The organism is Mycetocola sp. TRD_SC_2 (genome assembly GCF_055361225.1).
Genome location: NZ_CM143954.1, coordinates 2,826,948 through 2,853,427, shown reverse-complemented (window position 1 = coordinate 2,853,427; position 26,480 = coordinate 2,826,948). Strand labels below are relative to the sequence as shown.

Annotated in this window: 22 protein-coding genes; 11 read left to right on the top strand and 11 right to left on the bottom strand. The window is 66.4% G+C overall.

Annotation, left to right across the window (positions count from 1 at the left end; genetic code table 11):
* Positions 1–6 precede the first annotated feature (6 nt).
* Together ACWA1Q_RS13675 and ACWA1Q_RS13670 are read left to right on the top strand one after the other, a co-directional pair.
* Positions 7–1,236, top strand: a complete 1,230-nt coding sequence (locus tag ACWA1Q_RS13675) for an acyl-CoA dehydrogenase family protein (RefSeq protein ID WP_463758117.1) — start codon at positions 7–9, stop codon at positions 1,234–1,236.
* Complete coding sequence (locus ACWA1Q_RS13670; protein WP_463758115.1) at positions 1,233–2,651, top strand: LLM class flavin-dependent oxidoreductase; 1,419 nt, start codon at positions 1,233–1,235, stop codon at positions 2,649–2,651. The genes ACWA1Q_RS13675 and ACWA1Q_RS13670 overlap by 4 nt, the downstream gene beginning before the upstream one ends.
* Positions 2,652–2,678: 27 nt before the next feature.
* On the opposite strand, the gene ACWA1Q_RS13665 is transcribed toward ACWA1Q_RS13670, so the two are convergent.
* From ACWA1Q_RS13665 to ACWA1Q_RS13655, 3 genes are all read right to left on the bottom strand, one after another.
* The gene (locus ACWA1Q_RS13665) at positions 2,679–2,852 is read right to left on the bottom strand and encodes a hypothetical protein (protein WP_463758113.1); all 174 of its coding nucleotides are present in this window, start codon (positions 2,850–2,852) and stop codon (positions 2,679–2,681) included.
* A 53-nt stretch (positions 2,853–2,905) separates the two neighbouring features.
* A complete protein-coding gene (locus ACWA1Q_RS13660) occupies positions 2,906–6,394 on the bottom strand; it encodes a DEAD/DEAH box helicase (protein WP_463758111.1) in 3,489 nt (1,162 codons plus the stop codon).
* Positions 6,395–6,507: 113 nt separating this feature from the next.
* Positions 6,508–6,681 (bottom strand): hypothetical protein, encoded by a 174-nt coding sequence (locus ACWA1Q_RS13655; RefSeq protein WP_463758110.1) that lies wholly within the window; start codon positions 6,679–6,681, stop codon positions 6,508–6,510.
* Positions 6,682–6,815: 134 nt separating this feature from the next.
* On the opposite strand from ACWA1Q_RS13655, the gene ACWA1Q_RS13650 reads away from it, so the two are divergent.
* Positions 6,816–10,313: a TM0106 family RecB-like putative nuclease gene (locus ACWA1Q_RS13650; RefSeq protein ID WP_463758109.1), complete on the top strand. Its 3,498-nt coding sequence runs from the start codon at positions 6,816–6,818 to the stop codon at positions 10,311–10,313.
* Here ACWA1Q_RS13650 and ACWA1Q_RS13645 read toward each other — a convergent pair.
* On the bottom strand, positions 10,310–10,606 hold the full coding sequence (locus tag ACWA1Q_RS13645; protein WP_463758107.1) for a GNAT family N-acetyltransferase: 297 nt from the start codon (positions 10,604–10,606) through the stop codon (positions 10,310–10,312). The genes ACWA1Q_RS13650 and ACWA1Q_RS13645 overlap by 4 nt on opposite strands.
* Positions 10,607–10,696: 90 nt before the next feature.
* Here ACWA1Q_RS13645 and ACWA1Q_RS13640 point away from each other — a divergent pair, with 90 nt between their 5' ends.
* A complete protein-coding gene (locus tag ACWA1Q_RS13640) occupies positions 10,697–11,248 on the top strand; it encodes a dihydrofolate reductase family protein (protein ID WP_463758105.1) in 552 nt (183 codons plus the stop codon).
* 78 nt (positions 11,249–11,326) lie between these two features.
* Here ACWA1Q_RS13640 and ACWA1Q_RS13635 read toward each other — a convergent pair whose 3' ends face one another.
* The 3 genes from ACWA1Q_RS13635 to ACWA1Q_RS13625 all read right to left on the bottom strand — a co-directional run bounded on the left by ACWA1Q_RS13635 (position 11,327) and on the right by ACWA1Q_RS13625 (position 14,680).
* Positions 11,327–12,841 (bottom strand): DHA2 family efflux MFS transporter permease subunit, encoded by a 1,515-nt coding sequence (locus tag ACWA1Q_RS13635; protein ID WP_463758103.1) that lies wholly within the window; start codon positions 12,839–12,841, stop codon positions 11,327–11,329.
* Between the two features lie 245 nt (positions 12,842–13,086).
* On the bottom strand, positions 13,087–13,956 hold the full coding sequence (locus tag ACWA1Q_RS13630) for an NAD(P)H-hydrate dehydratase (protein ID WP_463758101.1): 870 nt from the start codon (positions 13,954–13,956) through the stop codon (positions 13,087–13,089).
* The gene (locus ACWA1Q_RS13625) at positions 13,940–14,680 is read right to left on the bottom strand and encodes a histidine phosphatase family protein (RefSeq protein ID WP_463758100.1); all 741 of its coding nucleotides are present in this window, start codon (positions 14,678–14,680) and stop codon (positions 13,940–13,942) included. Before ACWA1Q_RS13625 ends, ACWA1Q_RS13630 begins: the two co-directional genes overlap by 17 nt.
* 124 nt (positions 14,681–14,804) lie before the next feature.
* On the opposite strand from ACWA1Q_RS13625, the gene ACWA1Q_RS13620 reads away from it, so the two are divergent.
* From ACWA1Q_RS13620 to ACWA1Q_RS13610, 3 genes are all read left to right on the top strand, one after another.
* Positions 14,805–16,034, top strand: a complete 1,230-nt coding sequence (locus ACWA1Q_RS13620; RefSeq protein WP_463758098.1) for an exonuclease SbcCD subunit D — start codon at positions 14,805–14,807, stop codon at positions 16,032–16,034.
* Positions 16,031–19,021 (top strand): AAA family ATPase, encoded by a 2,991-nt coding sequence (locus tag ACWA1Q_RS13615; protein WP_463758096.1) that lies wholly within the window; start codon positions 16,031–16,033, stop codon positions 19,019–19,021. Before ACWA1Q_RS13620 ends, ACWA1Q_RS13615 begins: the two co-directional genes overlap by 4 nt.
* Positions 19,022–19,089: 68 nt before the next feature.
* Positions 19,090–19,272 carry a PspC domain-containing protein gene (locus ACWA1Q_RS13610; RefSeq protein WP_463758095.1) on the top strand — a complete coding sequence of 61 codons (183 nt, stop codon included), beginning with the start codon at positions 19,090–19,092 and terminating at the stop codon, positions 19,270–19,272.
* 67 nt (positions 19,273–19,339) lie between these two features.
* Here the strand turns inward: ACWA1Q_RS13610 and ACWA1Q_RS13605 are convergent, their stop codons facing one another.
* Positions 19,340–19,819, bottom strand: a complete 480-nt coding sequence (locus ACWA1Q_RS13605; protein ID WP_463758094.1) for a hypothetical protein — start codon at positions 19,817–19,819, stop codon at positions 19,340–19,342.
* 384 nt (positions 19,820–20,203) lie between these two features.
* Here ACWA1Q_RS13605 and ACWA1Q_RS13600 point away from each other — a divergent pair, with 384 nt between their 5' ends.
* Positions 20,204–20,680: a hypothetical protein gene (locus ACWA1Q_RS13600; RefSeq protein WP_463758092.1), complete on the top strand. Its 477-nt coding sequence runs from the start codon at positions 20,204–20,206 to the stop codon at positions 20,678–20,680.
* Between the two features lie 4 nt (positions 20,681–20,684).
* Here the strand turns inward: ACWA1Q_RS13600 and ACWA1Q_RS13595 are convergent, their stop codons facing one another.
* Both ACWA1Q_RS13595 and ACWA1Q_RS13590 read right to left on the bottom strand, forming a co-directional pair.
* Complete coding sequence (locus ACWA1Q_RS13595) at positions 20,685–20,969, bottom strand: acylphosphatase (protein WP_463758090.1); 285 nt, start codon at positions 20,967–20,969, stop codon at positions 20,685–20,687.
* A 3-nt stretch (positions 20,970–20,972) separates the two neighbouring features.
* On the bottom strand, positions 20,973–21,263 hold the full coding sequence (locus ACWA1Q_RS13590) for a hypothetical protein (RefSeq protein WP_463758088.1): 291 nt from the start codon (positions 21,261–21,263) through the stop codon (positions 20,973–20,975).
* A 138-nt stretch (positions 21,264–21,401) separates the two neighbouring features.
* On the opposite strand from ACWA1Q_RS13590, the gene ACWA1Q_RS13585 reads away from it, so the two are divergent.
* On the top strand, positions 21,402–21,881 hold the full coding sequence (locus tag ACWA1Q_RS13585; RefSeq protein WP_463758086.1) for a Pvc16 family protein: 480 nt from the start codon (positions 21,402–21,404) through the stop codon (positions 21,879–21,881).
* A 7-nt stretch (positions 21,882–21,888) separates the two neighbouring features.
* Here the strand turns inward: ACWA1Q_RS13585 and ACWA1Q_RS13580 are convergent, their stop codons facing one another.
* Positions 21,889–23,394 carry a SulP family inorganic anion transporter gene (locus ACWA1Q_RS13580; RefSeq protein ID WP_463758085.1) on the bottom strand — a complete coding sequence of 502 codons (1,506 nt, stop codon included), beginning with the start codon at positions 23,392–23,394 and terminating at the stop codon, positions 21,889–21,891.
* A 53-nt stretch (positions 23,395–23,447) separates the two neighbouring features.
* Between ACWA1Q_RS13580 and ACWA1Q_RS13575 the strand changes: the two genes are divergently transcribed.
* Positions 23,448–23,777, top strand: coding sequence for a hypothetical protein (locus tag ACWA1Q_RS13575; protein ID WP_463758083.1), 330 nt, complete (start codon positions 23,448–23,450; stop codon positions 23,775–23,777).
* Positions 23,778–23,854: 77 nt separating this feature from the next.
* Positions 23,855–26,332: a helix-turn-helix transcriptional regulator gene (locus ACWA1Q_RS13570; protein WP_463758082.1), complete on the top strand. Its 2,478-nt coding sequence runs from the start codon at positions 23,855–23,857 to the stop codon at positions 26,330–26,332.
* Positions 26,333–26,480 lie beyond the last annotated feature (148 nt).

Below are 26,480 nucleotides of genomic sequence, written 5' to 3'. Positions count from 1 at the left end.
GATGCCATGACTCTCACAACTCCCCGCCCCCTCCTTCGCGGGCACGCCTTCACCTCCTCCTTCGACACGCTCGTCGGCGACATCCGCCAAGGCGCCCTCGACCGGGAGCGCACCCGTCGCCTGCCGTTCGCCGAGGTTCGTGCCCTCCAGGAGATCGGTTTCGGCCGTCGCCGGCTGGCCGACGACGGCAGCCCGGCAATTCGCCTCGCCGATGTCTTCGACGAACTCATCGACCTCGCCGCCGCGGACTCGAACGTCGCCCACCTGTACCGGGGACACCTTGCGTTCGTCGAAACCCTCCTGCTCAACCCCGACTCGGCTGACAGCATCCGCTGGCGGGATCGCATCCTCTCCGGCGATTTCGTCGGCAACGCGCAATCCGAGAAACAGGAGACCGCTGAGATCACAACCAGGATCACCTGGGTCGACGGTGCACCGTTGCTCACCGGACGCAAGTTCTACACAACCGGAAGCATCTACGCCGATTGGATCTACCTCTCCGCCCTCGACGGTGACGAACGGGTGGGCGTAACCGTGCGCACGGCGCACGACGGGGTCACCGTGCTCGACGACTGGGACGGTTTCGGCCAGAAACTCACCGGCAGCGGAACCGCCATCTTCACCGACGTGCCCATCGATCCAGCGGACATCACGCGGGCGGAGCCGGACAGCCGCCAGTCCCGGTATCTCGCCGCCGTGTTCCAGTTGTGCCTGCTCGCGACGGCCGCCGGAATCGCCGAGGCCGCGCTCGACGACACTGTGAACTTCGTGCGGCCGCGTCGCCGCATCTTCGGTTTCGCCGGTGAGTCACTGCCGCGGGAGAACGAGCTGGTCCAGGCGGTCGTCGGCACAGTGGCGAGCGCCGCATGGTCGGCGCGGGCGATCGTCCGCTCCTGCGCCGAGGAGCTCGACCGTGCGCTCCGCGACTCCGTTGCCGGGCGTGGCACCGACGAAGCGTTCCTCTCGGCCGAGCTCAACGTGTTCAAGGCGCAGCAGGTGGTGTTGCCGCTTGTTCTCGACGCGACCACCGAGCTGTTCGAGGTGGGAGGAGCATCGGCCGTCGGGACCGGGGCAGCGCTCGACCGGCACTGGAGGAACGCCCGCACCGTCGCGTCGCACAACCCCGCCGTCCAGCGCGCCAGGCAACTCGGGGATTACCACCTCAACGACCGACCGCCGAGCTGGCAGGGTGCCGGCGCACCGGCAGAAACGACGCAGAGGAGCGAACGAGCATGAGCACCGAACCGAAAAAACTCGCCCTCAACCTGTTCGAGATGGCGTGCGTGAGCCACATCACCCACGGACTGTGGGTGCTCGAAGACAATAACCGGGATCGGTACGCCGACATCGACTACTGGACCGAGCTCGCGCAGCTCACCGAGGCCGGTGGGTTCGACGGGATCTTCCTCGCCGATGTCGTCGGAGCGTACGACGTCTTTCGGGGCGGCCCGGAGACCGCCATCCGTGAGGGGCTGCAGATCCCCAACCTCGACCCGCTGACGATCGTTCCTGCGATGGCCGCCGTCACGAAATCGGTCGGCTTCGGGGTCACTTTCTCCACCAGTTACGAGCCGCCGTTCGCGTTCGCCCGCCGGATGAGCACGCTCGACCACCTCACCAAGGGGCGCATGGGGTGGAACATCGTCACCTCGTACCTGCCGAATGCGGCACGCAACTTCGGTCTCGACGACGAGATTCCCCACGACAAGCGGTACGAGATCGCCGACGAATACCTCGATGTTCTGTACAAGCTGTGGGAGGGTTCGTGGGATGACGACGCCGTCGTGAACGACAGGCAGGCGGGCGTCTTCAGCGACCCGGCGAAGGTACGGTACATCAATCACGTCGGAGAGAACTTCCGCGTCGCAGGCCCGCACCTCGTCGCTCCGTCACCGCAACGCACCCCCGTGCTCTATCAGGCCACCGGTTCACCCGCCGGAATCGAGTTCGCCGGCCGGCACGCCGAGATCGTGTTCACCGGCGGCCGGTCAGCGGCCGACTTCATCCGCAACACCGATGAGATGAGGGATGCCGCCGAGCGGCACGGTCGCGAGAGGAACGGCATCCGTTTCATCGTCCAGGCCGGTGTCGTGACCGGGCGTACCGACGCGGAGGTGGAGAAGAAACTGGCGAGTTACCGGGAGCACTCGAGCGTCGACGGGATCCTCGCGCACGGCGGTTTCGCGATCGACCCGACCGCGTACCCGCGCGAGACGCTCGTCTCCGACATCCTCGAACGGGAGGGCAAGACCGGTGTGCCGTTCGCGCGCTCAGTGCCGCCGGGAAAAACGGCCGGAGATCTCGTCGACGACGCGCGGAACGGGAGGGAAGGGCGCTACTTCGTGGCGGGTACCCCGGGGGTCGTCGCCGACGAGATCGAACGCTGGCTCGATGAGGATGGAGTCGACGGCATCAACCTGCGGCAGTACCACTCGTTCGGAACCACCCGCGATTTCGTGGAACTCATCGTTCCCGAGCTGCGCAAGCGTGGCCGACTGCGCGAGGGTTACGAACCGGGGGAGACCCTGCGTGAGCGGCTGTTCGGCGGCGGAGCGCACCTGCCTGCCGAACACATCGGCGCTCGTTATCGGGGCGGAGCGAACCTCGATAGCCCGGTTGAGCCGCTGCGCCTGGGGGAGCTCACGCGCTGAACCGGCGACGCTGCCGTGCGGGAACGGTTAACCGAGGGGGAAGTCGAGGTCGCTGAAGCTGGTTCCGCTCCCAGCTGAGGGGTCGTAGTCGAGGTTGAACTCGTCGTACCCGTCGCCGGCAGGGTCCGCTGTCGATGAGGGCTCAGACGCATGGGCGATGCTGGGGGAGGCATCCGGGGGGCCCGCGGGAGTCGAGATCATCTGCACAGCATACGCACGTGAACGGTTCCTGTCTCCATTGAGAACGGATCATGTCACTCGTCGCTGGCGACCCAGCGCGAGCGGCGCTCCGTTTCGATCACCGCGAAGTCCTCGGCGGCACGCTCGATCGGCGTCGGTTCGTCCGGCCCCTCGAGCAACCCACGGATGTCATCGGCGGTGAGAGCCGAACTGAACACGGCGTCGTCGTCCATCACCGCGTTGAACAGCTTCGCCTTCTGCGCCTTGAGCGCCATCACCTTCTCCTCAATGGTGCCGTTGGCGACCATCCGGTAGACGAGGACGTTCTTGGTCTGGCCAATCCGGTGGGTCCGGTCGACGGCCTGCGCTTCGGTGGCGGGGTTCCACCACGGGTCGAGGAGGAACACGTAGTCCGCCTCGGTGAGGTTGAGCCCGAACCCGCCCGCCTTGAGGCTGATGAGGAAGATCGGGGCATCGCCGTCCTTGAACTTCTTGATGACATCCGCCCGCTTGGTCGTCGACCCGTCGAGATAGGCATACGGGATGCCCTCCGCGTCGAGTCGCGCGGCGGCCTTGCCGAGGAACGACGTGAACTGGCTGAAGATAAGCGCACGGTGCCCCTCGGCGAGCACGTCCTCGAGCTGTTCGAACAGGGCGTCGAGCTTCGACGACGGCACGTTCGCGTACTGCTCGTCGACGAGGGAGGCGTCGAGACTCAGCATCCGGAGCAGGGTCAGCGAGCGGAAGACGATGAACCGATTCTTGTCCATGTCCTCGAGCAGACCGAGCAGCTTCTGCCGCTCGCGCTGCAGGAACGTGTCGTACAGCTTGCGGTGCTTCGGGTTGAGGTCGATCGTGAGCACCTGCTCCTGCTTCGCGGGCAGGTCGGTCGCGACGAGTTCTTTCGTGCGGCGCATCATCAGCGGGCGGATGCGACGCCGCAGCCGGGTGAGGAGCTCCGGCTTGTCTCCCGCTTCGATCGGTTTCGCGTATTCATCGAGGAATCTGCGCGCCGACGGGAACAGTCCGGGTGCCACGATCGCGAACAGCGACCACAGCTCGAGCAGGTTGTTCTCCATCGGTGTTCCGGTGATCGCGAGCTTGAACGGGGCGTCGAGGTCACGGGCCGACTGGTGGACCTTCGCCGTGCGGTTCTTGACGAACTGGGCTTCGTCGAGGATCAGACCCGCCCACTCGTGCTTCGCGTACGAGTCGAAATCGAGGCGGAAGAGCGTGTATGACGTGATGACGACATCCGCGGTGTCGACGCCGCTGAGCGGGCCGCTTTTCGCGCGGGTCGCCGTGATGGTGCGCACATCGAGGTCGGGCGCGAACCGTGCCGCTTCGATTCCCCAATTCGAGACGACGGATGTCGGCGCGACGACGAGGAACGGGCGTCGCTTCTCAGGCTCCGTCGTCTCTTTCGCGTGGGTCATCAGCGCGAGTGCCTGCAATGTCTTGCCGAGTCCCATGTCGTCGGCGAGGATCCCGCCGAGCTGGTGCTTGTACAGGAACGCGAGCCAGGCGAAGCCGTCGAGCTGATACGGGCGGAGGGATGCCTGGATGCTCGCGGGCAAGGGCACGGGTTCGACGGTGTCGATATCGCGCAGGCCGGAGACGGCGCTCTGCCAGGATGCGGCCTGCTCGGACTCGTCGGCAAGGTCCTCGAGGTCCTCCCAGAGGCTCGACTGGTAGCGGCTGATCCGCATGCCTGTGTCCCACTCGGCCAGGCTCCTCGCCTCTTCGATCAGGTCGTGCAACTGCTCGAACGCCGGCTGCTGCAGCGAGAGATAACTGTTGTCGACGAGCAGTAGCTTGGTCTGGCCCTTCGACAGTGCTTTGAACAGCGGGCCAAACGGAATCTTCTGCCCGTCGATGGTCACGATCACGCCAAGGTCGAACCAGTCACGCTGGTCGGTCTCGACGGTCGTGACCTTGAGCTTCGGGGTTTCGGTGAGCTCCCGGTAATCCGGGCGGGTACCGATCACGTCGACGCGAACGCCCTCGACCGCTTCGATGCCAGGCAGGACCTTGTCGGTGAACTCGGCAGCGTCGAGTCCGATCAGCGTCTGGGATTCGAGTGGGGTGATCGCCCGCGCCCGGTCCGCGATCACGTGCTCGATCTGGAGGTCTCGCGAGCCGGAGTCGTGCGCGGTCGCGTAGAGCGGCATCCGTGTCGTTGTCGTGCCCTCGCGGTACTCCCAGCCCCACTCGAGCGCGAGGGTGTGCTTTGCCGAGAACGCGGCGGTGAGCACGAGGACGGGGGGAATGACCGGGGGAAACTCGATTGTCTCATCGGTCGAGGTGATCGGGATCGAGTGGCGCAGACGCGGGTAGAACTCGGCGAGGAACTCGTCGATGTCTGCGGCGGGCACAACGACATCCGAGGATTGGCCGACGAGACGCTGCTGCTCTTCGGTGAGCCGCTCCGGCGCCGGAGCGAGCACGAAACTCGGGGCCGGTTCGAGGGCGTAGGCGTACACGCCGTGGTCGCCGAGGAGCCCGGCGGATTCGGCCGGATGCGCGGAACCGTCGATCGTGAGAGTAGGGACGAGGCGCAGGTCCGTGTCCGCGGTGGCGTCAAGGCCGACGAGGGCGGCGTCGCCGATTCGTACGCTCGCGTCCTTGCGGCTGCCGACGAGCTCGATGCCGAGCGAGCGCGCTTCGGTGAGAAGGTTCCACAGCAGGGGACTGTTGAAGTCGTCAAGATAGAGCCAGTCGAGGTCCTGGCCGACGGTGTACACATTGCGTGCGGCCCGGTGCAGCGCGGCGAACTGGCTGAACCAGCGGTGCTGCTGCGGGTCGAGTCCGAGCCGGTTGACCTGGTAGCTGAACGTGTTCCAGCCGACGTTCGTGCGAACCCAGTTGCCCTTCTCGTTCCGGATGACCGGGCGCACCCCGAGCCGGTACTCGCCGGCCCCGGTCGTCGTCTTCGCGGTGCGTGCGGTTGGGCCGTTCCAGCGGTGGCGGGTACGCGGGGTCTGCTCACGAAGCTCGAACTGGAGCCCCATCGGGGTGGGTGCGCTTCCGGATGCCGCGTGCTGGCCGGTCAGGGCACCGACGGCACTCTTCCACTCGGGTTGGGCGGGACCGGCGGGAACCTCGGGTTCCTTCTCATCCCAGGTCTCGCTCGGCCACGTCGTCTCGCCCGAGTACCACTCGTCTGCCGATCGCAGATTGCGTTCGATCCACTGGCGGTCGCGCGACGCGACGTCCGTATTCTCTGGGGTCGACGGTTGCAGGTCGATATTCTTCACGGCGCGCGCGTTGCTCGCGAGGAGCGTGGCTGCGACATGTTTGCAGCTCGCGCGGAGGGGGCAGGTGCAGCTCGACGTCGTCGGGCGGCTGAACTCCTTGCGTGCGGGCGCGAGGACGACGCGGCAGTGGTACGGGGTTGGCGCTGTTCCCTGCACCTCAGCGGTCAGGCTGCTGGCGTCGTCGTCCCAGTCGAGATCGAGAACGGAGCCATTGCGGGCGTAGGCGGTTGCCCGGTTGAACGCGGAGTTACCGACGAGACGGATGATGTCGGTGACATCCACCAGGGGAGCGGCGGGAGACGACATCCGTTCATTCTCTCATCCTTCGGTCCCCGGCTCGGCGATAACGCAAAAGTGGTTCACAGTCCAGCGCTCGCGGCGGGACTGTGAACCATTTTCGGGGTTCGCGTATGCGGGACTTAGTCGGCGGGGCCGCCGGACACGGTGTCGCGGTCGGTGTCGTCACCGGTATCGGTGTTCGTGCCTGAACCGTCGGGGATGCCCTCGGCCGACTGCCCGGGACGATCAGTAGTCTCGTCGTGGTGCGAACGGTCGCGGGGCTTCGGGGTCTCGGTTGTGTCGTTGTCAGTCATGGCCCCACGCTACGCGGCTGGGGTTGTTCGCGATAGAGCGGAGCGCGCATCCGCGCCGGTGTGCTAAACGCTCAGGCTCGCCGTGATGTCGGCGGCTGCCGCTAGCCTCGGAACTGCCCGACCTCGGAGGTCCCATGTTCTTCCTCGACGAATCGCTCTCCCGCGCATCACTGATCACCAGCGCGAGCGACCTCACCGTCGCGTCCAAGTGTGAGTTCGCCTTCCTGCGCAAGCTCGACGCCAAGCTCGGCCGCACCGAGCGGGTCGACGAGGTGGTCGACGCGATGCTCGCGCGCACGGGAAGGCTCGGAGACGAGCACGAAGCCCGGGTGCTCGACGCCTACCGGGCCGAGTTCGGGGCCGGAGTCGTCGAAATCGAGCGCCCGGAAGAGCTGACGCGCGACGCTCTCGCCGAGGCCGTCGCTGCGACGAAGCGCGCGTTCGACAGCGGCGCCGATGTGGTGTTCCAGGCGACGTTCTTCGACGGCACGTTCGTCGGGTTTGCGGACTTCATCGTGCGGCAGAGCGACGGCAGGTACCTCGTTCAGGACACCAAGCTTGCCCGTTCGGCCAAGGTGACCGCGCTGCTGCAGCTCGCCGCCTACGTTGTCCAGTTGCGGCAACTCGGCGTCGAACCCGCCGACACCGTAGAGATTCTGCTCGGCAACGGCATGACGAGCACGCACCGGGTCAGCGACATCCTTCCCGTGTACCTCAAACGTGAGGAGCGGTTGCACCGGATCATCACCGAACGCTTCGACGACCCGAACAATGCCGCGGTCGCCTGGGGTGACGCCCGGTACACGATCTGTGGCCGCTGCGAGACCTGCGAGGCCGAGATCCTCACCTCCCGTGACGTGCTGCTCGTCGGCGGAATGCGCGTGACCCAGCGAGCCCGGCTCGCCGTGCACGGCATCACGACGATCGAGCAACTGGTCGACTTCGACGGGGAGGCGAGCGACATCGGCATCGGTGCCACGACACTCGCCGGCCTCCGGCTGCAGGCCCAGCTTCAGCTCGAGGGCCCACCAGAACCCGGCCCGGGGACTCCGCCGCCCGTGCGGGTTTTCAATCCGCTCGCCCTCGCCGCGCTGCCCGAACCCGACCCGGGTGACATCTTCTTCGACTTCGAGGGCGACCCGCTCTACACCGAGGGCGAGGGCCGCTCGTGGGGACTCGACTACCTCTTCGGCCTCGTCGACGCCGAAGAAGAGTTCACGGCGTTCTGGGCGCACAGTTTCGCTGAGGAGCGGGTCGCGCTCCGCAACTTCCTCGATTACGTCGCCGCACGCAGGCGCTCATTCCCGAACCTGCATATCTACCACTACGCCTCGTACGAGCGCACGCACCTCTCGTTCATCGCCGCCCGCCATGGCGAGGGCGAAGAAGAGGTCGACCAGTTGTTCCGCGACAACGTGCTCGTCGACCTGTACCCGATGGTGAAAAAGAGTATCCGGGTCGGATCACGCTCCTACTCGATCAAGAAGCTCGAGCCGCTGTACATGGGTAGTGAACTGCGCGAGAGCGACGTGAAAGATGGAGCAGCATCGATCACCGAATACGCGGATGCCCGGGAGCTGATCGAGACCGGTAACGAGGCGGAGGGGCAGCACAAGCTCGACGAAATCGGCGACTACAACCGGTACGACTGCGTCTCGACCCTGCGCCTTCGGGACTGGCTGATCGAGCGGGGCCGTGAGAACGGCATCCAGCCAGGAACGTTGCACGAGGCGAAAGACACCGTTCCCGACATCGAGCCGTCGCCCCTTCGCTATGCCCTGCTCTCGATCGCCGGTGACCGGCTCGCCGCCGGCCGCAGCGCAGACCAGACAGCTGCCGCATTCGCCGCAGCTGCCATCGACTATCACCAGCGCGAACAGAAGAGCTTCTGGTGGGCTCACTTCGCCCGCCTGATCCAGGATGTTCAGTCCTGGGAAGACAACCGCGACGTGCTCGTCGTCGAAGATGGCGGTGCGACGGTCGAGAAGGCGTGGTTCCGTGAAGGAAAGCAGCGCACCGACCGTCGCTGGCTGCGGCTCACCGGAAAATGGGCGCCAGGCAGCAGCGTCAAGCCCGGTGACTCCGCCGGGCCATTCGTGCTCTACGAACACCCCGGCCTGTTCGAGGCCACCGTCGGCGACCCCGGCGCACGCCCCACCCGCACCGTGAAGGTACTCGAGGTCGACGACCGCGGTGCCCTCGTCGAAGAAACCCTGCAGGCGGGTATCGAGCCGTTCGATGCCCTGCCGATGGCGCTCACGCCTTCCGCCCCTCCGCCCGCGGGGCAGCAGAAACCCGCCATCGAGGAGTGGGCGCAGGCCATCGTCGACGCTCAGCCCGAGTGGCCGAGCGACCCCGTCGTCGACATCCTCCGCCGCACGCCACCTCGCACGCGGTCGGGCGCGCTGACCCCGGTGACCGGCGACCGCATCGACGCGGTGATCGCGAGCATCCTCGACCTCGATCACTCCTATCTCGCGGTTCAGGGCCCGCCGGGCACCGGCAAAACCTACCTCGGCGCTCACGTCATCGCCGCGCTCGTCCGCGATCACGGCTGGAAGATCGGTGTCGTCGCGCAGTCCCACGCCGTGGTCGAGAACCTGCTCGCCGCCGTGGTCAAGGCTGGCCTGCCCGCCGCCCTCGTCGGCAAGGTGAAGAAGACAGGGGCCGATGTCACGGATGTCCCGTACACGCCGCTTGACGCCAACGGGCACCTGATGTTCGCCACCGAAAATGATGCGTCGGGCTTCGTACTCGGCGGAACCGCGTGGGACTTCAGCAACAAGGCACGAGTTCCGAGGCACAGCCTCGACCTCCTTGTCATCGACGAAGCGGGGCAGTATTCGCTTGCCTTCACGATTGCGGCGAGCGTCGCCGCGCGGAACCTCATGCTGCTCGGCGACCCCCAGCAACTGCCGCAGGTGAGCCAGGGGCTGCACCCTGAGCCGATCGATACGTCCGCCCTCGGCTGGGTGAGCGACGGGCATGACGTGCTTCCGGCCGAGCTCGGCTACTTCCTTGCCGAGAGCAGGCGGATGCATCCCGCCGTCACCGCCCCCGTGTCACGACTGTCATATGAGGGCGAGTTGCACGCGCACGAGGTCACCTCCACCCGCCACCTCGATGGCATCGCGCCCGGGCTCCACATCGAAGCCGTCGAACACACCGGCAACGCCGTCGCCTCGGCTGAGGAGGCCGCGCGAGTGGTCGAGCTGGTGCAGGCGGCGATCGGCAAAGCCTGGACCGACCCAACCGAATCCCGTGCGAACGACCCGCTCGGCCAGGACGACATCATCGTTGTGTCTCCGTACAACGCCCAGGTGGCGCTGGTTCGCGACACCCTCGCCGCGGCGGGTCTCGACCGCGTTCGAGTGGGAACCGTCGATAAGTTCCAGGGGCAGGAGGCGGCGATCGCGATCGTGACGCTTGCGGCATCCGCTGCCTCGGAGGTGCCACGGGGGATGGGCTTCCTCATCCTCAAGAACCGGCTCAATGTTGCCATCTCGCGGGCGAAGTGGGCGGCGCATCTCGTCTATTCACCGGCGCTCACCGATTACCTGCCGGTCAATGCGCAGGGAATCGCCGAGCTGAGCGCGTTCCTCACCCTCGTGGAGCCTGGCGAGAAAAGCTAGGCCGTCGCGCCCCGGCGGAGCAGGTCGGCGCGCTCCGGGTGGGCCTCGAACCAGTCGACGACGAACGAGCACACCGGAACGATCCGGTCCGTGGTCCTCGACGCGATGTCGTTCACCGCGAACTCGACGAGGGATGCCGCGTGGCCGTGTCCGCGTCGCGCGGGCGACGTGTAGGTGTGAGTGAAGTAGACCTGCCCCGGGCGCTGGGAGTAGTCGGCAACACAGACCAGTTCGTCACCGATCCGGAGGGTATAGCGGTGCGCGTCGGGTTCATGGGCGAATTCGGGAGCCATCCTGTCAGCGTAGTTCTCACGCGCCGCAATGGCCACGGGAGGGAACCCTCACCCCTTAACACTGTCGGATGCCAGTGGTAGCGTGCGCGCATGACCGACGAATCCGCTCTGCCCCGGCTCCGGGCATCCGCTTTCCTCGCGATGAGCCTCGACGGGTTCATCGCCCGCTCCGACGGTGGCCTCGACTGGCTGCTCAACGCCGGCTCCGGCCTCGGCGACACCGGGTACGACGACTTCTTCGCCTCTGTGGACTCGATGCTGCTCGGCCGGCGCACCTACGACATCGTCGCTGGCTTCGATGAGTATCCGTACGGTGGCAAACGGGTGCTCGTGCTGAGCAGCGCACTCGAATCCACCGACTGGCCAGATGCTTCCGTGCACGCGTCGCTCGACGAAGCTCTCGACACCCTCCGCGCCGAAAAGCGCCAGCACGTCTACGTCGACGGAGGCACGGTTGTGCAGCAGTTCCTCCGCGCGGGGCTCCTCGACTCGCTCACGGTGAGCATCGCGCCGGTGCTCATCGGCTCGGGTGTCCCACTGTTCGGCGACGTCGACCGTGACATCCGGCTCGAGCTCACCGGAACCCGCGACCTCGGTTCCGGGTTCACCCAGGCGACGTACCGGCCGCTGCCAGCGACCTGACACGAGAAAAACGGATGCCGCCTGCGCGAACTCGCGCAAGCGGCATCCGTTCTGGCTATCTCAGCCGTTCGGCCCACATCAGTGAGCGGCGGGCATTCCCTCGGGCGTATCGGCCGGCTTCTTCACGAAGATCGACCCGGCGACGGCCAGCAGCGAGATGATCGCGCCGGCGAGGAACGCCGACTGCACGCCACCGGCGGCAGCAGCGGTGTCAGAAGCACCCTCGCTCGCGAGCACGACACTCGTCGACGACATGATCGTGATGAACAGGGCGGTGCCGGCGGCGCCGGCGACCTGCTGCACGGTTCCGACCGTCGCTGACGCGTGGGCGTACAGGGGAGGGCTCACGGAGCCCAGCGCCGAGGTGAAGAGCGGGGTGAACAGGAATGCCAGGCCGAGGCTCAGCAGAAGGTGTGCACCGAGCAGGTAGGTCGACGTCGTCGATTCGTTGATCATGGTGAGCGCCCAGAGGGCGGAGCTGACGACCATGGATCCCGGAATGAGGAGCGGCTTCGGGCCGAACCGGTCGTAGAGGCGGCCGACGAACGGCGCCAGCAGACCCATCAGAAGACCACCGGGCAGAAGCAAAAGTCCGGTTTCGAGCGGCTCGAAGCCGAGCACCTGCTGCATGTAGATCGGCAACAGAATGATCGTGCCGAACAGCGCGGCCATGCTGACCACCATGACGACGATCGACACGGTGAAATTGGCGGAGCGGAAGGTGCGCAGGTCGAGCAGCGCGAGACCACGGCGCTGCAGTCGCAGCTGACGCCAGACGAAGCTGCCGAGACCGATCACGCCGACGCCGAGGGCGATCCACATCGGCATGGTGGCTGCGGCCTGCTCGGCGGCGCTCGCGCCCTCTGCTCCGCTCTCACCGATGCGGCTGAGCCCGTAGATGAGCCCGCCGAACCCGAAAGCCGAGAGGATCACCGAGGTGACGTCGAGCGGCACGCGCTTCGGCTCGGTCACGTTCTCGACCTTGCGGAAGCCGATGAACAGCATCACGAGGGCGATCGGCAGCACGAGCCAGAACATCCAGCGCCAGCTCAGCGCGTTGAGGATGAGGCCGGAGACGGTCGGGCCGATCGCAGGGGCGACCGAGATGACGATGGAGACGTTGCCCATGGTGCGGCCGCGCTGCGCGACCGGGATGAGCGTCATGATCGTGGTCATCAGGAGCGGAACCATGATCGCGGTACCCGACGCCTGAATGACCCGGGCGACCAGCAGCACCTCGAAGATCGGCGAGAGCGCCGCGAGAAGCGTTCCAGCCGAGAACAGGCTCATCGCCGTGAGGAAGATTGGCCGGGTATGGAATCGCTGCAGCAGGAACCCGGTGATCGGGATGACGATCGCCATCGTGAGCAGGAACGCGGTCGTCAGCCACTGTGCGGCACGGGCGTCGATGTTGAGGTCGAGCATGAGTTCGCGGATCGCGACGCTCATGATCGTTTCGTTGAGGATGACGACGAAGGTCGCGGAGAGAAGCAGCCAGATCACCCGGCGGTTGCGCGCCGTGTGGTCGGGTGCGGCCGGGCGGGACGCGGTCACGCGCTCCGAGAGGTCGAGGTCAGCGGCGGAGTCGTTCACACAGGTTCCAATGGTCGGGGCCGAACAGAAAATCAGGACGTACTCGCCCAGCGGATGCCGAGGGCGGCTCACGTGGCGCAGTCGCGTCGCACGGTGCGGTTTCACCAACACGGCACGAGAAACACCCGCTGCGAAGGAGCGCAACGAGCGGCGTGGAGTCGCTATTCCACGTCGGCGGAGAAAAGTACGAGAAGAGTGAGCTTACGGCAGCGAACCTGACCGTGGCTGACCGAAGAAGCCTGAGCTCAGGCGCCGATCTCGACGAGCACCCGCGGCAGCTCATCGAGCAGCTCGCTCGCGAGGAACCCGAGCGGACCCACCGGAACCGCGAGCCGGTCACCGGCGGCAGCATGGGCATGGGTGGCCCAGACCGCAGCCTGCTCAGGTGAGGCACCTCGGGCGCACAACCCGGTGATTGCGCCGGCGAGCACGTCGCCGCTGCCGGATGTCGCCAGCCCGCCCCCGCCCGTACCAGTGCGCCAGATCCGGCCGTCGGGGTGGGCGATGACGTCGTAACACGTCACGACTGCCGAATAGCGTTCGGCGATTTCGGCGATCCCTTCCACGAGATCGTCGAGGTCGCGCTCAAGCAATCGCGCTGCCTCCTCCTTGTTTGGGGTGAGCACGAGACGCCCACCGAAGGCATCGACGAGTTCGGGCAGTTTCGGCAGTACTCCGAGCGCGAAGGCGTCGAGGACGATGACCGTTTCCGTGCCGATCAGCCCGATGGCGACCGACAGCATCCGTTCCAGTTCATCCGGGTCGTCGAGGCCGGGGCCGATGAGCACGGCATCCGAGCGGGAGAGATCGCGTTCCACGGCGTCGATGCCCGAACCGCTTACCGCACCGTCGGTAGTCTCATCGAGTGGCACGACACCACACTCCGGAACCGCGACGGCGACAGCTGTCGCCACGGAGGCGGCGACGGCGAGAGTGAGCCGGCCGGCGCCGACCCGGAGCGCTGCAAGACCTGACAGCATCACCGCTCCCGGTGAGCGCTGAGCGCCGCCGACGACGAGGACCTGTCCGCGGCCGTACTTCGAATCCCCGGCTTCGGGCAGCGGCCAGTCACGCAGGAAATTCGGGGTGACCTGATGTTCAGTTGGGGCGGACATCGGTGTCTCCTCCGTGCTCGGTGACTGGAGCACCGACCGCCTGGAGGTGGTCATCGTGAGAGAACACCTCGAGCGTCCAGAAACGGTCGCCCGGTTTGCGGGTGAGCCGGGTGACGGATGCATTGAGTACCGTGTTGCCCGAAGCGAAAGCGAGCAGTTCCTGCTCCGACCACCCGAGGCACAGGTAGAGGAACACGAGCACGACGGCATCGTGCGCAGCGACGAGAACGGGACCGGAAGCATCCCGGGAGTCAACGTCGCGGAGGAAGGAGCGGATGCGAAGCGCAACGTCCGTCCACGCTTCCCCGCCCGGCGGACGGTAATAGAACTTGCCGAGCCAGCGTCGGCGAGATGCTTCGTCCGGGTATCGCCGGTCGACTCCGGTCGACGTCAGAGTGTCGAGGACGCCGAGTTCGCGGTCACGGAGCCGTTCGTCGACGAGAAACGCCCGGTCCAGTCCGCTGTTTTCCAGCGCGACGGCGATCGTCTGCTGGGCTCGAAGATAGGGGGAACTCCAGATCGCCGCAGGAACGGTGCCCCCGGCGTTCGCGGCGAGCCAGGCGCCGAGGGCCTCGGCCTGCCGGATTCCCGTCGGCGACAGGGGCACGTCGGCGTCGCGCGCTTCGACGGCGATGACATCGAGTCCTGCCCTCTGCGCTTTCGTTGCGGCGACATTCGCCGTGGACTCTCCATGCCTCACCAGCCACAGTTCCGTTGATGTCATGGGCCAAGGCTAAACGAGCCCTCCCGCCGAGAACTGGTTCCGGGCGGGGGCTTGATTTTCTCGCTCCCGCGACACGTCGGACGCCGGGCACGGGGATGTCGGTGGGCCGGGTTAGCGTGAAGACATGAGAATCCTGCACACCTCCGACTGGCACATCGGTCGCACGTTCCACGGTCATTCGACCCTGTCGAACCTGCGCACCGTGCTTGCTGCGCTCGCCGCCGAGGTGCGGCAGCGTTCGGTCGACGTCGTGGTTGTTGCCGGCGATATCTTCGACTCCGCCACCCCGGCCGCTGAGGCGTACACCGTGCTCGAAGAAGCGGTCGTCGCGATTCGCGAGGCGGGGGCATCGGTTGTTCTCACGAGCGGTAACCACGACTCCGCGACCCGGCTTGGCTTCATGTCACAGTTCTCGGGTCTTGCCGGCGTGCACATCGTCACGCGGCAAGAGCTCCACGACCAGCCGATCGTCCTCACCGACGAGTCAGGCCCAGTGCATTTCTACGGCATCCCCTACCTCGAGCCGTCGATGCTTCGTCACCACTACCCCGAGGCCACGCTGCGCAGCCACGAACAGGTGCTCGCATTCGTGATGGAACGGGTCCGTGCCGACATCGCACGTCGCGGCGGCCGGTCGGTCGTTCTCTCCCATTGCTTCGCGGTGAACATTGCTGCTGCCGGTGTCGACGCGACCGAGCTCGGCGCGAGCGACGTCGAGCGCGACATCACAGCGGGCGGCATTGACTACGTGCCGCTCTCCGTCTTCGACGGTCCCGACTATGTCGCTCTCGGCCACATCCACGGCCGCTCCGCGCTCAGCGAACGGGTGCGGTACTCGGGCGCTCCAGTGCACTATTCATTCTCCGAGGCGTCGAAACCGCGCGGTGCCTGGCTCGTCGAGCTCGACGCGACCGGCCTCGCCTCGGTCGACTGGGTCGACCTCCCGATTCCGCGCGCTCTTAAGATGGTCACCGGTTCGCTCGACGATCTGCTGGCGGATGTGACGCTTGCCCCGTTCGAGAACCACTGGCTCTCCGCGGTGCTGACCGACACCGTTCGCCCTCTCGACGGCATGCGCCGGCTCCAGGCTCGCTTTCCGTACTGCGTCACCCTCGAACACCGCCCTGCCGTCACAGCCGAGTCTTCCGCGCACCGCTATGCCGACCGGGTTCGGGGGCAGAGCGACGCGGAGATCGTCGCTGGGTTCCTCTCCCACGTGCGCAACGGCGTCGGGCCGACCGAGGCCGAACAGGCGATCCTCGCCGATGTCCTCAGCACGGTGGAACGCGCCGACAACGATGAGCCGGTCGACGAAGCAGCGCCGGTCTCAGACCGCGACAAGGTCGACGCATGAAGATCCAGCGGCTAAAAGTCGCCGGCTTCGGGCCGTACAAAGACGAGCAGGTCATCGACTTCGAGCGTTTCGACGACGACGGCATCTTCCTCATCACAGGCAAGACCGGTGCGGGCAAATCGAGCCTGCTCGACGCGATCTGTTTCGCCCTCTACGGCAGCGCGCCCCGATACGACGGCACCCAGCCAAAACTCCGCAGCGACTATTGCGAACCCGCCGACCCGACGTTCGTCGAGCTCGAGTTCACCGTTCACGGCGTCGCATACCGGGTCCACCGAACTCCGGAGTACCAGAGGCCCAAGAAGAACGGATCCGGCCTCACGCCCGAGAAGGCGCGAGCCGAACTGTTCCGCAACAGCGATGGTGAGTGGGAGGGCATCGCTGCCCGGCCAGTCGACGTCGCTCGCGAACTCGACGGCATCCTGGGCCTCACGAAAGACCAGTTTTTGCAGGTGATCCTGCTGGCTCAGAACCGCTTCCAGGAGTTCCTGCTCGCGAAGAACGACGAACGGCAGGCCGTACTTCGCACCCTGTTCGGCACGTCACGGTTCGAGCAGGTGGAACTCACATTGACCGAGCGCCGTAAAGCGCTCGGCGCTTCACTCGAGTCAACGGCGGGGAGCATGCGGGCCTCAGCGGAGCATGCCGCAGGCCTCGCCCAGTGTGAGGTTCCGGCCGAACCGAGTCTCGGATGGTTCGAACAGATTCTCGCGGAACTGCGTGAAGCCCAGGCCGCGGCCGACCAGGGCGCCACCGTCGCCGACGCCGAACACACCGCAGCCGATGCTGAGCATCGCGCGCTGCAGCGGACGCGAACGAACCAGCTCCGCCGCGACAGCGCTCGCGACATCCTCCAGACGTTCGAGGCGCACGCCGACGCGATCGATACCGATCGGCGAACACTGGAGCGCGCACAGAAAGCGGCGTCCGTTTGGGCTCACGTTGCAGCTGTCAGGGGCGCCCAGCAGGCCCGAACCCGGGCCGTAGAACTGGAAGAGGAGCGACGGGCCGCCTTCGCGGCCGCCGTCGACAACGCTGTCGACGTTGCTGCCGAACTCCCGGTCGCGAGCGACCCGGACGCTGAAGCCCTGGAACGGATCATCGACGACCTCGCTCGCCGGCTCGGTTCCCTCGACGACGTCCTCCGCGACGAGAAGACACTGTCAGACCTCGCCGCCCGGGTCCGTTCGAGCGAGAAACACCGCGGTGCCTGCGCGACCGCCGTCGACGATGCCGGCGCACTGGTGGCCGCACTGCCGCAACAACTCGACGAACTGGCCGACACTCTTACCGCCGCCCGGGTGACCGCTGCAGGTGCAGCCTCGGCCAAAGATCGTGTCGCGCGGCTTGACGCTTCACGGGTGGCAGCCAGGCGTGCCGTCACCCTTGAGCGGCGGCTCCTCGAAGCACGATTCGCCGAGAAGGACGCCAGCGCGATCTTCACCGAAGCCACGCGTGCACAGGATGAGCTTTTCGCCCGGCGCCTCGACGGCTACGCGGCCGAACTGGCCCGCGACCTCACCGACGGCGCTCCGTGCGCGGTCTGCGGTTCGGTCGACCATCCGAGAGCTGCTGTGAGTGATGGCGAGCCGGTCTCCGAAGCCGACATCGAGACGGCGAGGGAGAACGTGGCTGCCCGGAGGGCCGACCTCGATGCCGCTACCTCCGCCGCTTCCGCTCTCTTCGCCCAGCTGGCCGAGGCGACTGCCGCAGCCGGCAACCGGTCGATCGACGAGATCGAGAGCGAACTCCTCGACGCGACGACCGCACTGGTCGAAGCAGAAGCGGCAGTCGCCGTTGTCGCCGATGGCGAGACCAAACAGGCACGGTTGCGCGTGTCTCTCACCGACGCCACGACGCACCTTGATCAGCTGCGCGCGGACCTCTCTGCAGCCACAGACGAACTGACCACTGCCAAGAACGCCCTCGACGCCGTCAGCCGGCGGGTCGAGGCCGCCCGAGCGGGTTTCGACTCGGTTCGCGAGCGAGCGGCAGTTCTCCAGCTATGCCTCGATGCCGCGAGGGCCCTCGATGATGCGATTGCCGACCGGCGGGTTCGCGATGACGCTCTCGTCTCCGCTCGCGAGGTTCTCGTCAGCCAGATGACCGAGAACGGATTCGAGAACGAGGCCGGGGTCGAGGAGTCTCGACGAAGCTCGGCCGAGATCGCTGCGATCGACACCCGAATTCGCGAACATGACCAGTCCGTTACGTCCGCACGCTCGACGCTCGCCGAACCGGAACTCGCTGGCCTCCCGGCCGATCTCCTCAACCTCGAGCCTGCCGCGGTCGCCCTCACCGCCGCAGCCGCCGCGCGGGACGCGGCGCTGCAGGTGTCGGGTTTGCTCGGTGACCGGGTGCGCCAGCTCGAAACGATCGTCGGGCGGGTGCGTGCCGAGCAGGAGGCGTCCGCCCTTCTGCGCGAAGAATACGACCGGGTCCGCGCGCTCGCGAACGCGGTTCAGGGTAACGAACCAAACACCAAACGGATGCGGCTCGAGACCTACGTACTCGCCGGGCAGCTCGAGGAGATCGTGATCGCCGCCAATGCACGACTGCGCACGATGACGAGCGGGCGGTACACCCTGCAGCACGACGACAGTGTGCAGTACCGGAACGTGAAATCCGGTCTCGGACTCGCCATTCTCGATGAGCACACCGGTCGTGCGCGGGCGACCCACTCTCTCTCCGGCGGGGAGACCTTCCTCGCCTCCCTCGCCCTTGCCCTCGGGCTCGCCGAAGTCGTCACCAACCAGGCCGGCGGGATCAGCCTCGACACTCTGTTCATCGACGAGGGCTTCGGCTCCCTGGATCGAGGGACCCTCGACATCGCGATGTCGACCCTCGACAGCCTTCGTTCCGGCGGCCGAACCATCGGTCTCATCAGCCATGTCGAGGCGATGAAGGAGCAGATTCACGCGAAGCTGCGAATCAGTGTGACCGATGCCGGCCACAGCCGTGTCGACACGAGCCTCGAACTCGTCTGACAACCGGATGCTGGAATTGGGGGGAAACCCCGATTGTGTCCGAGTTCGGCTGGTGTCAGTCTGAGCGCATGAAACTATACCGACCACGACGCGGCAGGGTCTTCGCGGGCGTCTGCCTCGCTGTTGCGAATCGCTTCAACCTCTCGCCCACTCTTGTCCGTGTCCTGACGGTTCTCAGCTGCATTCTGCCCGGGCCGCAAATCATCATCTACATCGTTCTCTGGATTCTCATTCCGGGAGAAAAACACTAACGAACGACAATCGTCCCGGGGAGCACGCTCCCCGGGACGATGACACTGCCGGATATCCGGCGGCGACTCAGCGCCGGGCGATCCGGATGATGAGGCCAACCACGGCGACAACGGCGACAACGGCAACCGCAATGACCGTTCCCGGTCGTTCCTCATACTTGTGCTGCAGGTCGGCGACAGCCGCAGTCGTCGCTTCCCGAGCCGCGTCGATCGCGTCGCGCGACGCCGCGGATGCCTTGTCGGCGATGTCGGAGGCCTGGGTCGAGAACTCCTGGGTCGACTCGGATGCGCCGGCCGTCGCCTTCTCCAGTTTTTCCGTCGCGTCTGCCGCGTGAGAAGCCACCTGAGCGCTCACACCCGCGGCAGCGTCGCCCACGTCCCCGGCCTTGTCGGCGAGGGGGGCCGACGCGCCAGCACCGGCATCGATGGCGTCGTGCGCCTTGTCCTTCAATTCGTCGGGCACGCCGGGTGCCGTGTTCACGGCCTCGTGCGCGTTTTCCGCCGCGGCGGAAATGTTCTCGTCGGCACGTTCATTGGGATCAGTCATCATGTTCCTTCCGGTCGTACATTGTGCGCCACAGAATCGTGGCGGTCGTGAGGCCCGCGCTCGGGATCAGGAGTGCGCCCGGCGGAAGGAGCGGCCGCTTCGCCTCGTTTGTCGCGCGAAGTGGCGTCGTATCTTGCCAACCCGGGGGCTCGCCCAAAACTCGGACACGCTTTTCGCTTTCTCATCGTCTCGCGCCTGGCGGGCTCGTGCCCGTGCGCCCAACGCATAGGCGCCGAACGCGATCGCTGCGATGACCAGGAATCGGCCCATCTTGTGCTCCTTCGTTTCCGTCGAGGCGTACCCCATCATTTCGCACATGTGGTCACGGACACAGGGGGTTGCGAAGTGGGCGCAGGGATTTCAGCGCCGCAGTAGCATGGGCCGGTGCCGTACCTTTCGAAGTCTTCCCGTGCCGCCCTCGAGCGAGTCCGTGCCGGTGACGCGGCACACGAGACGGATGCTCTCGAGCGGCTCCGCGACATCCGCTCGCTCCTCGACGAACTCGAGAAAGACCCGGCTCCCCTCGCCGCCGTTCGTGAAGCTCGCGACAACGGTGTCGGCTGGGAGGAGATCGCCGCGGCCGCTGGGCTGAAGCCAGCGGCGGCGAAGTGGCGTTGGCAGGGCACCGATGCCGAAATCGCCGAACGTCACGAGGCTGGCCGCAAGCGGGCCGCGCGACCGAGCAGCGTTCCCACCGACCTTCCCGGGTTGTCCGTGGCCGAGGCCGCCGCCCGATTCGGTGTGAGCGCACAAGCCATCTACCTCCGGATCACCCGCGGAAGCCTCCGGGCCGAAACCGTTGAACTGGCCGACGGGCGATCATACAAACGGGTGTTCCCGGACGATAGCCCAGCCGGCTGAGGGGTCATTCGGCGTCGGGCAACATCCGGAACGTCGACGCTCCTTCCGCGTCGCGCTCGGACGCCTCGACGGCGTCGACGACGGCCCCGCCGGGCCCGCGGTGGAGGGCATCGATCATGCCCTCCACCGCGGCGACGGGCCCTTCGAGTTCTGCCTCGACGGTTCCGTCCGGACGGTTTCTTATCCAGCCCGAGATGCCGGCCTGTTCGGCCTCACCCCGCGCCCAGTACCGGAATCCGACGCCCTGGACGCGACCGCGCACCCAGACGTGCCTGCGGATGCGTCCCACCGCTCAGTCCTGGACGGGAACCGTCGTATCGACGGCATCCGTGCCCTTCTCGCTGTACGTTCCGGCCTGGCCGGAAGCGGCAGTGCCGCCCTCGTCGTCGGCGCCGTCAACTGACGTGTCAGAGCCTGATTGCCCCGAGTTCGCCGTCGTTCCGTCGTTGGGTGCGTCCTCGAGCGAGGACTGATCCGCCGTGCCTTCGTTTTTGGCCTCTTCGTAGCTGCCGTCGCGCTGTCCCTGGTCGGGCAGTGGAGGCAGTGTCTCGTTGCCGTTTTCGGTCGGGTGCTGCTGTTCCATGAGAATTCCTTTCGTCGTCCTGACTGCCGACGATACGCAGACCGGCTGAAACGCCGCGACGCCTTTCGCCATGCTGCGGTTCGGAGTAGCGTTCGATCGACAAACGGATGTGCCCCGCCACGGACCACGGAGATCGACATGCCCAGCCTTGATACCTACGGGCAAGCGATCGCAGCGACCACGCTTGCTGTGCAGGAATTGCTCGCCGCTGCCCCCACCAATCTGCAGGTCACCGCCCGAACGCTGGACGCTGCGCGGAGCGATGTGTCCGGGGCATCCCTCAACGTGTTCCTCTACCGCGACGACTTCACCGGATACCGTGACGGTAATGAGCCACCCGGTGTCCACCATTACATCGCCGAACTGTTTTACCTCGTCAGCGCCGGTGCGGGCGACACATCAGATGCGGATGCCGTCAGCCACCGTGCATACGGAACCGCACGTGCGCGCGTGCAGCAGACGCCGGTGCTCACCGTCGGATTCGGAGACAGAACGATTCAGGTGCAGCTTCGAGCGCAGACGCTCGGCACGGCAGAGCTCACATCGCTGTGGCTGGCCTCCGGGGCGCCGTTCCGGCTGTCGTTCGGTCTCACCGCGACCTTCACCGTGAGCGGATAGTACTCCGCTACTCGAGTTTTCCGGTGAGACGACCGTGAAGCACGGTCGAGCGTTCGTCCAGCCCGACAAATTCCACCGCAGCGCCGTGAGCGGTGTATTTCGACTGGATCGAGTCGAGCACGGCGACCGTCGATGCGTCCCAGATCTGTGACGCGCTGAAGTCCACGACCACGCGGGCCGGGTCGACACCGTAGGAGAACTGCTCGACGAGATCGTTGCTCGAACCGAAGAACAACGGACCGCTCACGGTGTACCGAACCGAGGAGCCGTCGGCGGCGGGTTCGCGATCCACCCGGATGACGTGAGCCACCCGCCTGGCGAACAGAACGATGGCGAGGACGACGCCAGCTGCGACACCGACGGCGAGGTTGTGGGTGATCACGACGACGCCGACGGTGGTGAGCATGACGAGAGTCTCGGGGACCGGCATCCGCTTGAGGGTCGACGGGGTGACGCTGTGCCAGTTCACCGTAGTGATGGCGACGATCATCATGACTGCAGCGAGGGCGACCATCGGGATCTGCTCCATGACGTCGCTGAGCACGGTGACAAGAAGGAGGAGGAAGATCCCAGCGACGAACGTTGAGATGCGGGTGCGCGCCCTGCCGAGTTTCACGTTGACGACGGTCTGGCCGATCATCGCGCAGCCGGCGATACCGCCGTAGAAGCCGGCGAGGATGTTCGCGATTCCGAGGGCCCACGATTCGCGGCCCTTCGCCGAGCGGGTGTCGGTGATGTCGTCGACGAGCTTCGCCGTGAGCAGTGTCTCCATCAGGCCGACGAACGCCACGCTCAGGGCGGTCGGAAGGATGATCTGCAGCGTGTCGAGGTTGAGCGGAACAAGCAGGGGAGTGATCCCGGGCAGACCGCCGGCGATGTCTCCCTCGTCGCCGACGGTGGGAACGGAGAGGTGGGCGATCATCGTGATCGCCGTTGCAACGACGATGGCGACGAGCGGGGCCGGCACTGCTGTCGTGAACCGGGGCAGGATCAGCACGATCAGCACAGTCAGGATGAAGAGTGGGTAGACCAGCCACGGCACGCCGAGGAGGTGCGGCACCTGCGCGGTGAAGATGAGGATGCCAAGCGCATTGACGAACCCGATCATTACCGAGCGCGGGATGAATCGCATCAGCCGGGCGAGCCCGGTCACTCCGAAGATGACCTGGATGATCCCGGCGAGGATCACGGCGGGCAGCAGATACTCGACACCCTGCTCCTTGACGAGCGGCGCAACAACGAGGGCGACGGCACCGGCCGCTGCGGTAATCATCGCCGGGCGGCCGCCGAGGATCGACATCGAGATCGCCAGAACGACGGATGCCACGAGGCTCACCTTGGGATCCACCCCGGCGATCACCGAGAACGAGATGACCTCGGGGATCAGGGCGAGAGTCGTGACGACACCGGCGAGCACTTCGACGCTGAACGCCCGCGGGTTGCGGAGTGTTTGCCACACGGTGGGGGCGAGGGGAGTGTCCGCACGGGAGGGATTCGAAGAGGAAGATGCCACCGTGCAACCCTAAACGGTGGCAGGAGCCCGCGCGCTCGTCCTACGCTTGCCGGATGCCTTCCTTCCGCGTCACGGTCACGATCGGCGGCCTGCGACCCGGGGTCGCACCGGAGTCCGTTCTGCCGTTCGCTGCTGACGCCGCTGCCCGGAGCGCCGTGGTCGAGGCATCCGATCTGGCCATCGTCCGGGGTGCTCCTCGCATCGTTGTCCGGTACGCCGCCGACGACGTCGGCCAGGGCTGGCGGGTGGGTGCCGACGTCGTCAAGGCGCTCGCCGCGTTCGTCCATGCCGGCGCCTGGACAGTGACGGTGCGCGACGGAGGTCGCTGGTATGCGGTGCACGCGCCAGGGCCGGATTCAGCCGATCAAGAGCGTCAGTTCTGACCGCCGCTTAGCCCACGCGGACCTCCCCGTAAAAGGGATAGCGGCCGCACGGGCCGCTCTCTACGCTGAATACTCCCATGACAGCTACCCGACTGCCTCCGGATGCTGCCGTCCCGCCGACCCTGATCGGCCGTGATCGGCAGCTCGCCGGCGTTGCCCGCGCCGTTGCGCGCGTGCGCGAAGGCCGCGCGCAATTCGTGCTTATTGAAGGAGAAGCGGGATTCGGCAAGTCGGCGTTGCTTGAGGCCGCGGTCCGCACTGTTCCGCATTGGCCGCTGCGATCCGCCACGGCGGATGAGAACGAAACCGATCTACCGTATGGCGTGCTCAACCAGCTGCTTCGGGGTATCGACGAGCAGGATGCCCTCGACCCGGTGCTCCGCGGCGGCATCTCTCCCGATGTTCCGACCCTCGTCGCCGGAGCGGCGCTGCTGAACCTCATCGACAGCAGCGAGGGCGCGACCTGCGTGACGATCGACGACGCGCAGTGGCTCGACCAGCGATCAGCAGAGGCCCTCTGGTTCGCCGGCCGGCGGTCTTTCCGGGACCGATTGCTCGTCATCATCGCTGCACGCCCGGACGACACCCCATTCCTTGAACGGATGCGTTTGCTCGTCGCCGACGAACATCGTGGCATCCGCCTGCCGGTCGGTGGGTTCAAGGCCGATTCGATCGCTGAAATCGTCGCCCGCCGGACCGGCCGTGCAGCACCGCGCCGGCTCGTGACGAAGCTCGTCGCCGCGACCGACGGCAATGCCCTTCACGTGCAGACGCTGCTCAACCAGGTTGTTTCGGCGGGCGATCCGCTCGCCGCTCTCGACCGGATGCTGCTCGGGACGCCGCCAGCTGCGCCTGGCTATCGCGCGCTCACCCTCGACACACTTCAGGGCGTGTCAGAAGCGGCACGCGCGGTTGTCGAGATCGTGGCGGTTCTCAACGACACCGCCACAATCACGGACATCGCTGCGGTGGCTGATAAGTACGGCGGCTACTCGATCACCGCCCACGACATCGATGAGGCCGTGGGGACAGGGCTCGTCTCGGTGGCTGTAGACGGTTCTGCCGTGGTCATGCAGCACGAAAGGGTGCGGGCCGTTGTCGTATCGGACCTGGCCCTTACGGCGCGCCAGGCGCTCAACGCGGCAGCCGGGCAGGTGATCACGGGTCACCGTGGACTCGCGCACCGGGCTCACGCAGCAGCAGGACCCGATGACAAGCTTGCTGACGATCTGAATGTGGCAGCCCGGCTCGCCGCAGCGACCCATCAGGCGGATCGGGCCGTTCGTTACGCACTCTGGTCCGCGCTGCTCAGCAGCGACCCGTCGGTTCGGGAAGAACGCATTATCGACGCGGGCGTGCACGCAATAGCCGCTCGCCGGCCGGACCTTCTTCTCACCGCCCGGTCAGACTTCGAGAACCTCAGCTCCGGACCCGAACGGGAAGTTCTGCTCGGAAATATCGCCCTGGCAGCGGGGGATTTTGTCACGGCCAAGACGCACCTCACCCTGGCCGCTCAAGCCGGCCCAGACGTGAATTGCCGTGCTCGAACGATGAAAGCGGTCGCCCACCAGACTCTCGCAGCGACCGCCCTCCTCCTCGACGACTTCCCCGCGACGATTCGCTCCTCGACCGCTGTTCTCGAGGAGTTACCCGCCCTGCGCGAGCACGCCCACCAGCCCTCGATCGTGACAATCGATCTCGACGAGCTTGAGTCCAACGCCGTGTCGTGGCGGGCGCTCGCCGCCTGGCAATCGGGGTTGCCCGATACCGATCAGGAGCGCGTTGCCGAACTCATTGCAGAAGGCAGGCGGAGTGGATTCCGGCCCCAACACACGGTTCTGCTGCTGACCCACGGGTTTCTGCTCAGGCAACAGGGCGACCTGAAGGCGGCGATCCGCGACCTTGAGGACGGAATCGCGCTCGCCGATGTTGCGCGACCGGATATGTCACCGTTCGGACGGATTAACCTCTCCCTAGCACTCTTCCGCGACGGACGCTGGGACGCTGCCGCCGCTGCCGCCACGGCAGCCGCCTCCATCGCGGATGACGTGGAGCACCCGTGGGCGCGAGCATCCGCCTATGCCGTTGCGGGCCTCGTCCCTGCAGCGCGGGGTGACCACGGTCGAGCCAGGGAGTGGCTCGGTAAAGCAGCGGCCGTCCCGCCTAAGCAGCACGCGAGCGGCTACCGGTTTCTCGCTGACTTCGTCAGGGCGGTGGATGCGAAGGCAACCGGTCAGGCCGCCACCGCGGTGTTCCTTGCGCGCCGTGCGTTGTCCGCATCAGGTGTCCACAGCTATATCGAGCGATCGTGGTGGCAGCAGCTCCTCGGTGAAGCACTCGCGCCCGCCGCGACACACGCGCCGGATCCGCTCGCCGTACTCAGCAGCCGTGAACGCGAGGTCGCCCACCTCGCCGCCGAGGGACTGACGAACCGTGAGGTCGCCAACAAGCTGTTCGTGTCGGTCAAGGGCGTCGAATATCACATGGGCAACGTGCTGGCGAAGCTCGGTCTGTCGTCGCGTCGCGGAATTCGCCGGCTGATCGAGGGGAACTAGGGAGATTCCCTAGTGTGCCCTGAGCACCCAGACGCCAGACTTAGAGTGCGGATCATGCTGCGCATTGTCCCTGCGGGGCAGCTTGGACAGGGTGTCGCATGACCCGCACAACACCCTGTTTCCCTCAGCAGGAGGATTTTCCGGCACG